At 72.9% G+C, this 14592-nt stretch carries 12 protein-coding genes; 8 read left to right on the top strand and 4 right to left on the bottom strand.

The features are described from left to right. The first annotated feature begins 202 nt into the window (after positions 1-202). Complete coding sequence (locus ACIBCM_RS31035) at positions 203-469, top strand: hypothetical protein (protein WP_399249050.1); 267 nt, start codon at positions 203-205, stop codon at positions 467-469. 112 nt (positions 470-581) lie between these two features. Beyond that, positions 582-1250: a lysophospholipid acyltransferase family protein gene (locus tag ACIBCM_RS31030; protein WP_399249048.1), complete on the top strand. Its 669-nt coding sequence runs from the start codon at positions 582-584 to the stop codon at positions 1248-1250. A 97-nt stretch (positions 1251-1347) separates the two neighbouring features. Here ACIBCM_RS31030 and ACIBCM_RS31025 read toward each other — a convergent pair whose 3' ends face one another. Beyond that, complete coding sequence (locus ACIBCM_RS31025) at positions 1348-2574, bottom strand: S8 family peptidase (protein WP_399249046.1); 1227 nt, start codon at positions 2572-2574, stop codon at positions 1348-1350. A 173-nt stretch (positions 2575-2747) separates the two neighbouring features. Further along, a complete protein-coding gene (locus ACIBCM_RS31020) occupies positions 2748-4085 on the bottom strand; it encodes a PLP-dependent aminotransferase family protein (protein WP_399249044.1) in 1338 nt (445 codons plus the stop codon). Positions 4086-4410: 325 nt separating this feature from the next. Between ACIBCM_RS31020 and ACIBCM_RS31015 the strand changes: the two genes are divergently transcribed. The 3 genes from ACIBCM_RS31015 (at position 4411) to ACIBCM_RS31005 (ending at position 6372) form a co-directional block, all read left to right on the top strand. Continuing rightward, positions 4411-4905 (top strand): DinB family protein, encoded by a 495-nt coding sequence (locus tag ACIBCM_RS31015; RefSeq protein ID WP_399249042.1) that lies wholly within the window; start codon positions 4411-4413, stop codon positions 4903-4905. After that, entirely contained in the window at positions 4902-5552 is a 651-nt protein-coding gene (locus ACIBCM_RS31010; protein WP_399249040.1) for a LysE family translocator, read from the top strand. The genes ACIBCM_RS31015 and ACIBCM_RS31010 overlap by 4 nt, the downstream gene beginning before the upstream one ends. Before the next feature lie 313 nt (positions 5553-5865). Next, positions 5866-6372 (top strand): RICIN domain-containing protein, encoded by a 507-nt coding sequence (locus tag ACIBCM_RS31005; protein WP_399249038.1) that lies wholly within the window; start codon positions 5866-5868, stop codon positions 6370-6372. A 302-nt stretch (positions 6373-6674) separates the two neighbouring features. Here the strand turns inward: ACIBCM_RS31005 and ACIBCM_RS31000 are convergent, their stop codons facing one another. Both ACIBCM_RS31000 and fxsT read right to left on the bottom strand, forming a co-directional pair. Continuing rightward, a complete protein-coding gene (locus ACIBCM_RS31000) occupies positions 6675-8030 on the bottom strand; it encodes an esterase-like activity of phytase family protein (RefSeq protein WP_399249036.1) in 1356 nt (451 codons plus the stop codon). Positions 8031-8711: 681 nt separating this feature from the next. Continuing rightward, a complete protein-coding gene (gene fxsT / locus ACIBCM_RS30995; protein ID WP_399249034.1) occupies positions 8712-11741 on the bottom strand; it encodes an FxSxx-COOH system tetratricopeptide repeat protein in 3030 nt (1009 codons plus the stop codon). A gap of 185 nt (positions 11742-11926) precedes the next feature. On the opposite strand from fxsT, the gene ACIBCM_RS30990 reads away from it, so the two are divergent. The 3 genes from ACIBCM_RS30990 to ACIBCM_RS30980 are packed head-to-tail and all read left to right on the top strand — an operon-like array spanning position 11927 to position 14512. Beyond that, positions 11927-12748 (top strand): class I SAM-dependent methyltransferase, encoded by an 822-nt coding sequence (locus ACIBCM_RS30990; RefSeq protein WP_399249032.1) that lies wholly within the window; start codon positions 11927-11929, stop codon positions 12746-12748. Between the two features lie 38 nt (positions 12749-12786). Beyond that, positions 12787-14133 carry a TIR domain-containing protein gene (locus ACIBCM_RS30985; protein ID WP_399249030.1) on the top strand — a complete coding sequence of 449 codons (1347 nt, stop codon included), beginning with the start codon at positions 12787-12789 and terminating at the stop codon, positions 14131-14133. Then, positions 14126-14512, top strand: a complete 387-nt coding sequence (locus ACIBCM_RS30980; protein ID WP_399249028.1) for a hypothetical protein — start codon at positions 14126-14128, stop codon at positions 14510-14512. Before ACIBCM_RS30985 ends, ACIBCM_RS30980 begins: the two co-directional genes overlap by 8 nt. Positions 14513-14592: the final 80 nt, after the last annotated feature.

The raw sequence follows: 14592 nt of genomic DNA, 5'->3' as shown, positions 1-14592 counted from the left end.
CGCTGGGGGTACCGCCCGTGCCCGCAGGGCACAGGGGGAGAGGTGCCGTAGCTGTCGTCGTGCGCCCGCCGGAGATTGCGGGACAGCCCTTAGGGCGTTGTGCGGTGCCCGGTGCCGCTCCCCGGGACCGGGCGCGGATACGGAGGGGGTTGGTCCGCTCCATGTCCGGGCCGGTGTCAGAGGCGGCTGGGAGGCTTGGGGCATGGATGAGCTGATGCGCGGGCGGGTGTACGGAGCCGACCACGACGACCCCGACCCGGGACCCCGCCGGGGGCATGTCTACCGGGAGCTGGTGGCCGGACCGCTGGACGGACTGCTGCTGGACGTCACGGGCTGGACGGAGGAACAACTGCATGAGGGCGCGGCCCTGCGCACGGAGATCGGGAGTTTCGGACCGGGCGGACGGGCGGTGTACGGGCCCAGGGCGGCGGATCCCCGGCGGTGGGACTGGCAGGGCGACACCCACTGACCGGGCCGCCCGCCCCGGAACACCCACTCCGGATGAGTAGGCGTACTCAGGTCCCGGGGCGCCCCCGGTAGGCAGGGTGGGGGCAGTTCACCGACACCGACAGGACACCACGATGCTCAGCAGCGCCGCCCACCGCCTCTACCCCCTCTTCGGCACGATCACGGTGACGCTGGACGACGGCGCCGTGATCCCCCGGGGGAGCATCCTCGCCCCCAACCACACCTCGCTCGCCGACCCGGGACTGGTGCTCGCGGCACTGCACCGGCTCGGCGTACGCCCGGTCGTCCTCGCCACGGCCGGCCTGTGGAAGCTCCCCCTGCTCGGGCAGGCGCTCACCCGTGAAGGCCATATCCCCGTGCACCGCCGGACGAGCCGCGCCGCCGAATCCCTGGAACACGCGGCCGCGGCACTGGAGGACGGGGAGATCGTCCTCATCTACGGGGAGGGCGGCCTGCCCGATCGCCGGGACGCGGCCGACCGCGGGCCCGAGCGCTTCCGCAGCGGTATCGCACGGCTGGCGCTGCGCACCGGTGCCCCGGTCGTGCCCCTGGGACAGACCGGAGCCCGGCGGCTCGCCTCCGGCTCCACGGTCAAGCAGCTGGCCGGAGTGGTGACCGCCCCGCTGCGCCGACCGCCCCTGCATGTGCATATCGCCCGGCCGGTCCAGCTGCGCGGCGACCTCGACAGCGCGACCGGTCAGGCGCACGCGGCGGTCACCGGGGCCTGGGAGAGCGCGGTGCGTCTGTCCGGGGTCAGCGCGCGGTCCCGGGCGGGCGGCTGACACACCGGAGCGCCGGGCACGGAAGGGCGGTGCCCGGCGCTCCTGGTCCTGGTCCGGCCCGGGTCCTGCTCTGTTCCTGATCCAGGTCCCGGGAGAATCAGACTCCGCCGGTGTAGAGCAGACGGTTGGGGGACGACTTGGTCACGGTGAGCACATTCTTGGTGGACTGGTCGGCGAGCCAGTAGGCGATCTCGGTCGGGGGAGCCGACGGCCGCGCGGCCTTGTAGAGGACGGCGACTCCGGCGACATGCGGGCCGGCCATCGAGGTGCCGTCCAGGGCCGTGCTGCCGCCGTTGAGCCTCGCCGACATGATGGCGCGGCCCGGGGCGTAGAGCCAGAGGCAGGATCCGAAGTTGCTGAAGTCGGTCTCCTTGTCGGCGGCGTCGCTGGCTCCGACGGTCAGGGCCCACCGGGCGCGTGCGGGCGACACATCACAGGCGTCCTTGCCCTCATTGCCCGCGGCGACCACCGGCAGGACGCCGTGGTCGGCGACGGCGGTGACGGCATTGTCGACGGCGAGATTCGGTTCGCCGCCGAGGGAGGCGTTGAGGACGGCGGGCTGCCGGGCGTTGCGCGCCACCCAGTCGAAGCCGGCGATGATGCCCGACCAGGAGCCCCTGCCGTCGCAGCCGAGGACCCGTACGCTGACCAGGTTCACCTGACGGGCCACGCCGAAGTTCGCGCCTCCGGCCGTGCCCGCGACATGCGTGCCGTGGCCGTTGCAGTCGGCGCCGGCGCGGCCGTCGCCGATGGCGTCGAAGCCGGGAACGGCCCGCCCGCCGAACTCGGGGTGCCGGTAGTCGATCCCGCTGTCGACCACGTACACCGTGGCACCCGCACCGGTGCCGTTGACGGTGAACTGCTGGTCGAGCGGGAGGTAGGGCTGGTCGATCCGGTCCAGCCCCCAGCTTGCCGCCGGGGCGCGGGCAGCGCTCGGGGTGACGGGCCCCGCCGACGCGATGGCGTCCTCCTCCACGGCCTCGACGGCCGGCAGCGCGCGGACCGCCGCGAGCTGCACGGGGGTGAGCTTGGCGGCGAACCCGTTCAGCGCGGTGGTGTAGGTGAAGAGAGGCTTCACCGCGGGCACGGACTCCTTCATCGCCGACTGGGGCGTGGTGCCCTTCTTCACGGTGATGATGTACTGCCCGGGGATGGGCGCCGCCGCACGCCGCAGGGGTGCCGGGTCGGGGCCGGGGGCACCCGCCGTGACACCCGGGGCCGCCGGAGCGGCCGAGGCGGGGGAGGACAGGGTCAGAGGGGCGGCCGCGGTGACGAGCGCGACGGCCGCCGCGGCACAGGCGCGGAGCCTTGCGTGTGGTGACATGGCTGCGAGAGAACCAAACCAAGATCCACAAATCCACTACCGTGCGTAGTGTTCGGTACTTTCCGTGACGGACAACTCCAACGCCGCCGACTCCCGGGAGGGGGCGGGAACGGGCGGCGGTTCCCGCCCCGTTCGGGCGGTCGCGCGCCCGGGGCCGTCCCGGGCGCGCGGTCTCAGTCGGTGACCAGATCGTCCGGCGCGGACCGGGCGAGTCCGGCGAGCGTCGACAGCGCCTGCGCCAGCACCTCGGTCCGCGGTGACGCGAGGCCGAGCCGGATCGCGTTGGGGGCGATGGAGCGGCCGACGCCGAACGCCGCAGCCGGGGTCACCGCGATGCCGTGGCGCGCCGCCGCGGCGACGAAGGTGTCCGCGCGCCAGGGGCGGGGCAGCTCCCACCAGCAGTAGTACGAGTGCGGATCGCTGCGTACCGCGAAGCCGGAGAGCTGCCTTCCGGCGATCTCCTGGCGTACGGCGGCGTCCCGCTGCTTGGCCCGTACCAGAGCCCTCACCGTGCCGTCCGCCTGCCAGCGGCACGCCGCCTCCAGCGCGAACCGCATCGGGGTGAGGCCGGACGAGCGCAGCGAGGCGGCGATGCCCCCGAGAACGGCGCCGGGCACCACCGCGAACCCGAGGGTCAGACCGGGGGAGATCCGCTTGGACAGGCTGTCCACGAGGATCGTCCGCTCGGGTGCGGCCGAGGCGAGGGGCGGCACGTCGTCGCGGAGGAACCCCCATATGCTGTCCTCGATCGCGGGGATGCCCAACGCCTCCAGCATCCCGGCGAGCCGGCCCACGCGCTCCTCGGGCATGGTGAGTGACAGCGGATTGTGCAGCGTCGGCTGAAGGTAGACGGCGTGCAGTGGTCCCTTGCGGTGGGCCTTCCCGATGGCATCGGGGACCAGTCCGGAGTCGTCCACGGCCAGTGGCACCAGGGTGACGCCGAGCCGGGCGGCGATGGCCTTGACGACCGGGTAGGTCACCTCTTCGACGCCGAGCCGGGCGCCGGGCGGTACCAGCGCGGCGATGACGGCGGAGACCGCCTGCCGCCCGTTCCCGGCGAACAGCACCCGCTCGGGGTCGGGTCGCCATCCGCCCCGCGCGAGGACATCGGCCGCCGCGTCGCGCGCCGCGGCGGTGCCGGCGGCCCCGACCGGCCGCAGTACGGACGCCAGGGTGTCGGGGCGCAGCAGACCGGTGAGCCCGTTGGCCAGCATCCCGGACTGTTCGGGCACCACCGGGTAGGTGAGCTCCAGGTCGACCCGGGAGTCCCCCGGTTCGCTGAGGGCGGGGCCTGCCGGGGGCGGCGCGGCCCGTACAAAGGTCCCGCGGCCCACCTCCCCGACCGTGAGCCCCCGCAGGGCCAGTTCGCGGTAGACGCGGGTGGCGGTGGAGTTGGCGATATTGCGCTGCCGGGCGAACTCCCGCTGCGGCGGCAGCCGGTCACCCGGTCTCAGCCGCCCCGTCCGGATGTCGGCGGCCACCGCGTCGGCGACGCTCCGATAGTCCCTCATACCCCGCTCCTCCCGTAGCGGGCCCATCCCATCACATCATTGCACCGAGTGCAATGTCTGATATTGCGCCGAGTTCGGAGGATGGATTACTCTCATGACGCCTTGATTCCGGTCCCTGGGGTCGGGGTGATGTCCGGAGATGCGACGCCCGAAGATGGTCAAATGGGCGGTATCTCATCTGTAGGAGCGAGGGCGAGGAAGGGGCCGTTGAGTGATGAGCGCGACCTCACGGGCTCCCGTGGGCCGGTCGGCCCGCCTCCATCCCGTGCAATGCACTCGGTGCAATTTCTCTTCCCTGCCGTCCGGGCGGGACCAGGCGGCAGACGTGCTCCGGGAGTACGCCGGGCGGTGGCGGCGGGTTCTGGCCGACCCCTCGGTCACCCGGCGCCGCGTCGGCCCGCTCGCCTGGTCGCTCCTGGAACACGGTTGCCACGTCCGGGATATGTGCATCCTGTTCCACCAGCGGCTGGACACTACCCTCGGCACCGCCGCTCCGGCGCCGCACCCGGGTGAGCCGGGCGGCTCCCCGGAGATTCCCGGGCTCTACCGTGACGAGGACCCCTGGCGGGTCGCCGGGGAACTCGGCCGCGCCGCCGAGTCCCTGGCCCGCCGCTTCGAGTCGCTGAGCGACGGGGACTGGGAGCGCGGTGACCCCAGATTCAACGACCCCGGGCTCACCGTCGGCTTCTTCACCGGCCACTTCCTCCATGACATCGTCCACGACCTCGGGGAGGTGTCCCGCTCCGGCGGGCGCGGGGCGGACACCGGTCCGGGAAACACCCGGCCCGGCACGCCGGGAGCCACGGAGGAACGGACATGACCCAGTGGAGCGCGGTACTCGGCGTCACGGCGATCGCCCTCGGCATGGTGCTCACCCCCGGGCCGAACATGATCTATCTGGTGTCCCGCAGCATCACCCAGGGCCGGCGCGCGGGATTCATCTCGCTCGGCGGTGTCGCCCTCGGGTTCATGGTCTATCTGCTGGCCACCAACCTCGGTCTGTCGGTGGTCTTCCTCGCGGTTCCCCAGCTCTTCGTGGTCGTCAAGCTGGCCGGTGCCGCCTATCTCGCGTACCTCGCGTGGAACGCGCTGCGGCCCGGCGGTCTCTCCGTCTTCGCGCCCCGGGACGTCCCGTACGACTCTCCGCGCAGACTGTTCACCATGGGGCTGATGACCAATCTGCTCAACCCCAAGATCGCCATCATGTATCTCTCGCTCGTCCCGCAGTTCATCGACCTCGACGCGGGTCGTGTTCTGCTCCAGGGCCTGGTGCTGGGCTTCGTCCAGATTGCCGTGAGTGTCGCCGTCAACGCGGTCATCGTGGTCGCGGCCGGAACCATCGCGGTCTTCCTCGCCCGCCGGCCGTCCTGGCTCCAGGTCCAGCGCTATCTGATGGGGACGGTGCTCGGCGGGCTGGCTGTCTCCCTGGCCGTGGACACCTCGGCACCGGCCAGAGCCGGGGGCTGACCCCGGCCGGGGCCGATAACCGGCCCGCGCGCGGTACCGGGCGGCGACCGCGGCTCACGCCGGGCGGGGGACCGGTAGCCCGCTCCGGGCGTGCCCGCGATCCGGCCCCGGGAACTCCGTCTCCCGTATCGGCCCCCGGGAATCCCGCCTCGGGAACCGGCCCCCGGGGCTCGCCGCCGGCGCGGTGCCTTGGCGCTGTTGCCCTGTTTCCCCTTCAACCAGGCGACAGGGAAACGCTGTTCCCGGCCCGGTCGGCACGCCGAACATCGGGACAGACGCAGCACCGCGTCACCGAACCGGCCTGGAGGTCGACATGAACACGTCCCGCACCCGGCGAATCGCCGCCCGCACACTGGTTCCGGCACTGGCGCTCGCCGCCCTCGGCGCCATCACCCCCGGTGTCACCGCGACGGCGGGGGCGTCCGCCCCGGCCGCCGCGACGCAGCGCGCCGAGGGGGAGGAGACCTACCGCAATCTGCACACGGGCCTGTGCATGGACGACAGCGACGGCGGGGGGCTGCGTGGCTACCACTGCCTCAACAACAATCACCAGAAGTGGGTCCCCACCCGGCACGGGGACGGCACGCGCCAGATCGTCAACGTGGACACCTCCCGCTGCCTGGACGACAGCCGCGAGGGCTTGCGCACCTGGCGCTGCAACGGGCTGAGCTACCAGCGGTGGACCATCGTGGACATGCCCGGCGGCGGCATCGGATTCAAGAACCAGTCGACCGGCGCGTGCATCACCGATCCCGGCGGGCACAGGCCGCTGATCGCCCGTCGGTGCTCGGCCGGTGCGGAGGACCAGAACTGGAGGTGATCCGGCGGCGGGCCGCCACCCACTGACGGCCCGTCATGACCGGGCGCCGCCCGCTGTCCGGACCGCCCGTCCCGGACACCGGCGGCTCCGCCCGATGTGCCACCGGCTCCCCGGCCGGTGGCACATCCGTGGGTGCGGAGGCGCGCCCGGGGCACCTCACCACGCTGAGCCCGCGCCGTCACGAGGACCCGGTCTCACGGGGCGCCGTCCCGGACGGAGCCGTACCGATCGCCGTAACCCGGCCGGATGGAGCCGTACCGATCCCGCCGCAGCCCGGGCGGCCGGACCACCGCCGCCGGACGTCAGCGGCGCAGGGGACGAGGCAGCTTCACATGGGTGATGCCGGTGTTGAGACCGCTGTCCACCAGCCGGCCCCGGTCGTCGAAGGCTCCGGGACCGTCCGTCATCCCGAAGTCGTTGTCGTTGATCAGCGCCAGGGTGTCGCGGCCGACGACCGCCACACCCTCGATCTTCCCCGGCACCCCCGGGACCTTGCCGAGATCGACGACCAACTGCTTGGCCAGCACCGGTACGCCCGCCCCCGGAAGGTCCTCGATCTGCTCCAGACTCGGCGAGGTCCGCGGATCGTCCCAGCGGCTCCCGAGGATGCCCTCGCCCTCGGGCAGCCTCACCCGGTGCAGCCGTGACGTCCTGTCGGTGCGCTCCTGCACCAGGACCGTGTTCTCGCCGACCGCGACGAGCGCGGAGAGCTTCAGCTCCGAGGGATCGGTCTGGGCGGGATCGACGACGTCCACCGGGTCGAACCGGTACGAGTACTCCGCCGTCACCTCCGCGTCCTCGGGCGAGAACCGCAGCAGCCGCACATTGCGCGACGCCTCGCCCGCCGCCGCGTCCGGCACCAGCAGCGGACTCTGCAACGCCATCACCAGATCCCCGCCGGGCAGCAGGGTCAGCGCCTCCAGACCGCGGTTCTGCTTGCGCTGGAGCAGGATCGACGGCAGGGCCTCGACGACCGGGTAGTCCGCGCCCCGCAGATTCAGGCCCTCGGGCACATAGCGCGCCAGCACCCGGCCGCGGGCGGAGACGTGCACCAGCGAGGGCCCGTACTCGTCGACGAGCCAGAACGTGCCGTCCTCGGCCCTGACCATGCCCTCGGTGTCGAGACCGTTCGGATCGAAGGCGAGCGGCACACTCGCGTTGTAGTTGAACGGGGCCTCGTCCCGCGACCGCTGGTTCGGCAGACCGGTGACGGGTTTCCCGGACGCCGTGGTGACGGGGATCGCCCGGAGCACCCGCACCCGCTGGCCGGTGACCCGGACCCGGACGATCGCCGGGTTGAACTCCGGTACGGCGAAGGTGCGGCGCTTGACTCCGCCGACGGTGATCAGGCCGTTGGGGCCCCGGTCGGTCAGGGCCCAGAACTCGTTCGGTTTGCCGGTCGGGTACATATCGCTGCCGGCGCCCAGATGAACACCCCGGTCGTTGTCGACCGACCCCGGGATCAGGGAGTTGCTGAACTCGGCGAGGGGAATCTCGTCGAGCACGGCGGAACTCACCACCCGCGGCTGCGCCGACTTCCCGGGGGTGGTGGTGCCCGTGGCGGTCGCGGCTACTGCCATGGCCACGACACAGGCGACCGGTACGCCGAGGGTGATGGAACGGCGCAGCGGCTGCGGCAGACGTACGTGGGGGGACATCGGGCCTCCTGGTGGGGGTCAGGTGGTTCGGTACGGGCGGGCGCACGGGAACCAGGGGCTCCCTGCGGACACGGGAGAGCTGTGGGGGTGAGTACTCCGTGTGTGTTCCGCGCACCCGTGGGAGAACCCTGCCCTGCGCGCACCACCCGCGGGGTGCGTTCCGGCAGTTTCGGCCCGATCTCTCATGTGGGGGCGGGGTGATTCGGGCGTTGCCCGACGGTGCGGGCAGGGGTGTTGTGACGCCCGTCCGTGGTTCTGCGCGGCGTGTGTGAAGGGCCGGCTCTCCACCCGGCGGCGGGGTGGGCGGACGGGCGTCCGGGGGATCGGCGGCTCTCCGGAACCCTCGCCGACCGGGCCGTTCCGCACGGCGGGCCCGTCGCGCGGCGCACGCGGCGACGGTTGGCGACGGCCACCGGGGGCCCGGGAAGCGGATCCGGAACCGGTCCCTCACCCCGGGACTCACCGGACACAGGGCTCCCCTGACGGGGTGGCGGGCCCCCGGGGAACGTGAGAGGGATCACGCGGTTGACTCCCGGACGCCCCGGGAGGGGCCAGTACCAGCCGTAAACCGCCGGAGCCGGACACCTCACGGCGGGCGGAGCCGACCGTGGGCGACCCCCGTGCCGTCGTCCGCGGGCCCTCCCGCTCCCCGGCCTCGCCCGGGGTGCGCGTGCGGCCCGTTCAGCGGTCGATGGTGGTGGCCTGCTGGTGGATGTGGAGCGGAATGTACAACGGCACCGGGGCGCCGGACGGTTCCATGGACTCCGGTTCCCTCCGCCCGGTGCCGTTCGCCCGGATCACCGCCGTGCGGGGGTGATCCGGGCCGTAGGCGGCCACGGCGATCCCCAGAGCGCGCGCGAAGTGCTCACCGGCATGGTCCCCCGGGCCGGCGGCGGACGCCAGGACGCCGAGGTTGTTCTCGATCACGGCGGCCCGGCTGTGCCCGGAGCCGTACACCCGTACGGTGGTCTCCCGCGCCCGCAGCAACTCCGCGCGGGCGGCGCCCGGGTCGTCACCGCGCCCGAGGAGAACACCCCGGGCATTGCGGATCGCGGCCACCCGGGGGTGATCGGCGCCGTAGAGCCGCGTGGCGCTCCGCAGGGCCGTTTCCAGAAGGGCCGCCGACTCACCGAGGTCGCCGACCCGTTCCAGGCAGGCACCGGCGTTGGAAGCGATCACCACCATCCGCGGATGGGAGTCGTCGTAGAGGTCACGCCCCGCCGCCAGGGCTCCGCGGTGCTGGACGAGCGCGCGGGGGAGGTCGCCGTCGTCGTGCAGGAGATTGCCCAGCCCCGTACGGATCATGGCGACCCTCGGGTCCCCGGCGAGCCCCAGCCGGGCACAGATACGGTCCGCCTGCTCGTACTGCCTGCGCGCGGCGCCGTGGTCGCCCCGGACGTGCAGGGCGGCGCCCAGATTGATCCGCACCGCCACGGTCCGGTCGTGGTCCTCGCCGTAGACGGACTCCAGGGTCGCGAGCGCGCTCTCCAGCTCCTCCCGGGCCCGTGCCGTCTCGCCGCCGAGATGGAGCGCCCCGGCGAGGCTGTTGCGGCGCAGGGCGACCCGGCTGTCCCCCTCGCCGAACGCCTCGGTGCTGAGGACGAGCGCACGGCGGAAGCGGTCGCGGGCCCGGCCGATATTGCCCTGGTCCTGTTCGACGCGGCCGAGGATGCCATGGGCCTTCGCCAGGACCTCGACCGGGACATCGGTGGCGTGGGCGTGGGACAGCGCCTCCGTGAGGCGTTCCTTCGCACCGCGCAGATCACCCTCCTCCTGTAAGAGGCGGCCCATGTCGATGAGCGCGGTGACCAGGAGCGGTGAGGGGGCGGAGGAGTCGTCGGCCCGCAGCGTGCCCTCCACCTCCTCGAAGGTGAGCCGTGCCTGTGCCGTTCTGCCCAGGTCCTGGAGCAGCCGTGCGTAACCGATGCGGGTCCGCAGCAGGTTCTCCTCACCGCCGGGCTCTCCGCGCAGGTCGGGGGAGCGCCGGATGCGGTACGCGGCCTCGAACAGGTCCTCGGCGGTCTCCAGGGCGGCCCGGGCGTGCAGGAAGACGGCGGCCCGGTCGAGAAGGGCCGCCAGGTCCCGGCCCGCCGCCCCCTGCGGCGCGGCGAGGTGCCGCACCGCCAGCACATGCGGGAGCAGGCGCTCGCACACCGTCATGCTCCGGGGCTCGCCGCTGTCGGCGGGGAAGACCTGGAGCAGCCAGGCGACCGCGTCAGCGGCGACGGCCGCGGGCGGGCGGTCCGTACCCTCCGCGCGCCGGCGCACGATCCACTGGACGAGCCGGTGCATCGAGAGCGACTCGGGCGTGGCGTTCACCATGGAGAAGCGGCGCAGCGCCTGAACGGCGGCGTAGTAGCGCGGTGGTGAGGACACCGTCGCGGACAGGGGCGCGGGCAGAGACGGCGCGCTCTCCCGCAGAATACGGCGGGGAACCCCGTCGGGCGCCAGCACCGAGCAGAACAGCAGCAGCCCGTACGCGTCCGGGGACTTCTCGTGGATACGGTCCAGCGACAGCATCCAGGTGTTGGCGACCGTCTGGCTGTAGCCCAGCGGCGGCCTGGTGGGAAAGGCGTCCGCCGCGCTCGACGCCAGCAGGTCCAGATACTCGGCGACCGTGATCTGCGTGGCCTCCACGAAGGCCGCGGCCTGTTCCAGGGCCAGCGGCAGGAAGCCCAGCCGGGTGGCCAGATTCCCCCGGTCCTCGTCGCTGCTGTCTGCGATGCGCTTCGCGAGGAAGATCATGGCCTCCTGACGGGTCAGCACATCCAGGGGCACGGGCGCGGCGACCCCGCCCCAGTTGGGATTCCTGGAGGTCACGAGCACATGCCCGCCCTGCGGCAGGGGATAGAGCGCCTCCGGCTCCTCGGCGTTGTCGAACACGATCAGCCAGCGCCCGAGCCGGGCCAGTGCGGCGAACAGCGCCTCGACCTGGCTGCGCCGGCCCCCGGCGACACCGATACCGAGTTCCCCGGCGAGAGCGGCGAGGTCCGCCGCCAGCACCGCGGGCTGCTCGGCGGCCACCCACCACACGAGGTCGTAGGACGTGGCGTGGCGGTGGGCGTACTCGATGGCGATCTGGGTCTTGCCGATGCCGCCGAGACCGTGGAGGGCGGCCTGCACCACCGTGGCCGAGTCGTCGAGCTGGGCCGCGATACGGCGCAGGGTCCCGAGCCTGCCCGTGAAGTTGGGGTTGCGCGGGGGCACCCGGAAGATCCTCGGCGGTTCCGCCGGGAAGCGCGGCCCCTCGGGTGCCCGGTGGACGGCCCGGGGGAAGGCGGGCGCCCGTTCGGGGCGGGCGCTGCGCTCGGCCACCCCGCGCAGCAGGGCCGTGACGGCCTGCCCCTCGTCGCAGTCGGCGAGATCGATGTGCTTGCGTGCGCGCAGCACGAGCGGCAGTTCGCAGTCCTCCACCCGAAGACAGATCAGCCGTTCGGCGGCCCCCGAGTCGTCGAGGAAGGCCGCCGTCCACTCGTCCCGGCTGACCGGACTCGCCAGATAGGCGACGGTCACCACGGCGAGCGCGTGATGACAGCGCTGGAGCGCGTCGTTCTTGCGTTCGACGAGATTGTCGCCGGGCCTCAGGTCCCAGTCCTGGACCATCGTGCGATAGCCGTTCTGTTCGAGCTGCCACGCCGCCCACTCCGCCCACGCCTGGTCGGCGGGGTGATAACTGATGTAGAAATCCAGCCGTTCCGGGACTTGCTCCACTCCGGGACCCCTTCTCCCTCAGCGCCCTGCCCCGTACGCGTCGAACGCACCGGGCCGGAAAAATGGAACATCCGGCCATGCCCTCCGAGGACGCTGCCCGCGGAGCGCGGAACCATTACCGTGGGGGGCCATGGACGCCGAGTCGTGACCGACACGGCCTGTGACGATACGGGGGCACCTTCGGCATGGCCCATCGTGACAAGGACGACCAGCCCGCCGCCTACACTTTCGGCGATTCCGACATCGCGGCCCGGCGGCTCTCCACCGTCGCGGACGTCTTCGCTCCCAGCAGCGCCGCGTTTCTGCGCCGGTCCGCGCCACGGACCGTGCGACTCGCGGTGGATCTCGGCTGCGGCCCCGGCCACTCCACGCGGCTGATCGCCGGCACCGTCACGGCCGAGCAGGTCGTCGGTCTCGACCGCTCACCCGCCTTTCTCTCCCTCGCGGAGGCCGACTCAGCCGCCCGGATCGGCTTCGAGCAGCACGACGTCACCGAGCCGCGGCTGCCGCTGGCGCAGAGCCCGGACCTGATCTACGCCCGGCTGCTGCTGTCGCATCTGACCGACCCCGTCGACGTGGTGCGCAACTGGTGCGCCCAACTGGCCCCCGGAGGGCGGCTGTTGCTCGACGAGGTTGACCGGATCGCCACCGAGCACCCCGTGGCCCTGGACTACCAGCGTGTCGTCGACGGCATGCTGAGGCACAACGGCCAGCGGCTGGAGATCGGCAGCACCCTCGCCCGTATGCCCGACCCCGACGGCACCGTCCGCAGGGACGAGAGCCTGGTGGCGGTGCGGCCCCCCTCCCGCAGCGTCGGCCGGATGTTCGGCCTCAATCTGCGGGTCTGGCGCGAGGACCCCTATGTCGCGGCGACCTTCGGCACCTCCTGGCTGATGGAGCTCCAGGAGCGCCTCGACGCCGCGGCCGAGGGGGAGATGGAGCTGCCGGTCACCTGGACCATGCGCCAGCTGGTTCTGGAAACCTGTCTCCTGGGCATGCTGAGGTAATCGCGGGTCCGGTTTCGCGTCTGCCCAGGGAGGGGGATGTGCGGCGTGAGTTCTTCGTCAGTCATCACCCCCGGGACGCCGTCTGGGCCGACTGGATCGTGGCGGAGTTACGGGCCTCGGGACATGACGCCGAGCTGGACCGCGACTGGGAGGCCGGGAGCAACACCCTCCTGAACATCGTCGGCGCCGTCCGGCGGCGCGAGGGCGTCGCCGTCCTCTCCGCCTCGTACTACGAACCCCTGTGGGACACCACCCTGCACTGGACGTCGGTCCTGGCCGCGCAGAAACGGCTGATCCCCCTGAGGATCGACGACGCCGAACGGCCGCCCGTGCTCGGCGCGCTGGTCGCCCCCTCGCTCGCCGGGCTCGACGAGAGCGAGGCCCGCCGGGTCCTCCTGGGCGCCGTCGACCCGCGGCGGCGCGAGAGCGGCCCCCGTCCCTTCCCCGGCCGCGCCCGGGCGGACGCCCCCGCACCGGTCCCTTCGCCCGACGCCGGCCGGGCGGCTCCTCGTACGACCGGCCCCGGACCATCGGACGCCCCGTCAGAGGACGGCGGTACGACCGTCTCCGCCGGACTCGCCGACGGCACCGCCCTGCTGGTGGGCGTCGACACCTACGATCTGCTGCCGGACGTCCCGGCGATCGCCCGCAACCTCACCGGGTTACGGGAACGGCTGCTCGCCGCCGGGATGCCCGCCGGTCACTGCACGGTCCTGCGCAACCCGGGCGACCCGCGTGCCGTCCTCGACGCACTCCAGCACACCGCCGACCGCGCCTCACTGCACAACGGGACGCTCATCGTCTACTACGCGGGCCACGGCGCGCCGCACCCGGTGGACGGCACCCTGCTGCTCTCGGTTCCGGACTCCCGTCCCCATACGCCCCACAGCCATCTGCCCTTCGCCCAACTGCGCGAACTCATCGCCGCGTGCGCCGCGCCCCGCCGGCTGGTGGTGCTCGACTGCTGCTTCAGCGGAGCCGCCCTGGACGTCCTCGCCGGGCCTCCCGGCGTGCCGGCCGGCGTGGAAGGCGGCTTTGTGATGACCTCCTCGGCGGCCACGGAACTCTCCCACGCCCCGGCCGAGGACCCGCACACCGCGTTCACCGGCGCGCTGCTGTCCGTACTCATCCATGGAATTCCCTTCGGGCCGCCGGTCCTGGACGCGGAGAGCCTCTACCAGGCGGCCAAGAGCATCTGCCGTCGGTACGGACGGCCCCTGCCCCACCGCCAGTCGCGGAACGCGGGCGACCGCATTCCGCTGATGGACAACCCCTGGCACCGGGGAGCCGGGCCGTCCCCGGTGCCACCCCGGCCGACCACCCCGGACGCGGTCCACCGGGGCACCGCGAACCCGCCCCGGGCGGGAAGGGACAGCCATGGATGAGCGGTTCGAGATCCGTGTCGACGCCCCACCGGGAACACCGGCCGCGCTGCGGCGCTGGCTCTCGCGCGACCCGGGGCTGACCGGTCTGCTCTCCACCCACTGGACGAGCGAGGCGTCCCCACGTGATACGGAGACCCTCGGCGACTCCCTGACGGTCCTGGGCATCGTCCTCTCCGGCGTCCTCGCCCTCCCGGCCTTCGCGGACAGCGTCCGCCGCTGGTTCGCCACCCGGCCGCCGTCCTCCCCGGCGATCACCGTCCGCCGCGGCGACACGGTGGTCACACTGCCGTCCGGTGCCTCGGCGGACGAGATCATCGCGATTCTGAGTGCTCTGGACGGCCCGGCGCCCGATCCCGGCGGCGCACCGGACGGCGACTGAACGCGGGTGAGGACAGCGGCCGTCCGGGGCGCGGCGGTTCCGCGCAGCCTCGCGTCCCCGCGACGGTGGTTGTACCCCTT

The sequence above is a fragment of the Streptomyces sp. NPDC051018 genome, from assembly GCF_044456085.1.
Lineage (GTDB): Bacteria > Actinomycetota > Actinomycetes > Streptomycetales > Streptomycetaceae > Streptomyces.
This window is presented reverse-complemented; position numbering and strand designations above follow the sequence as displayed.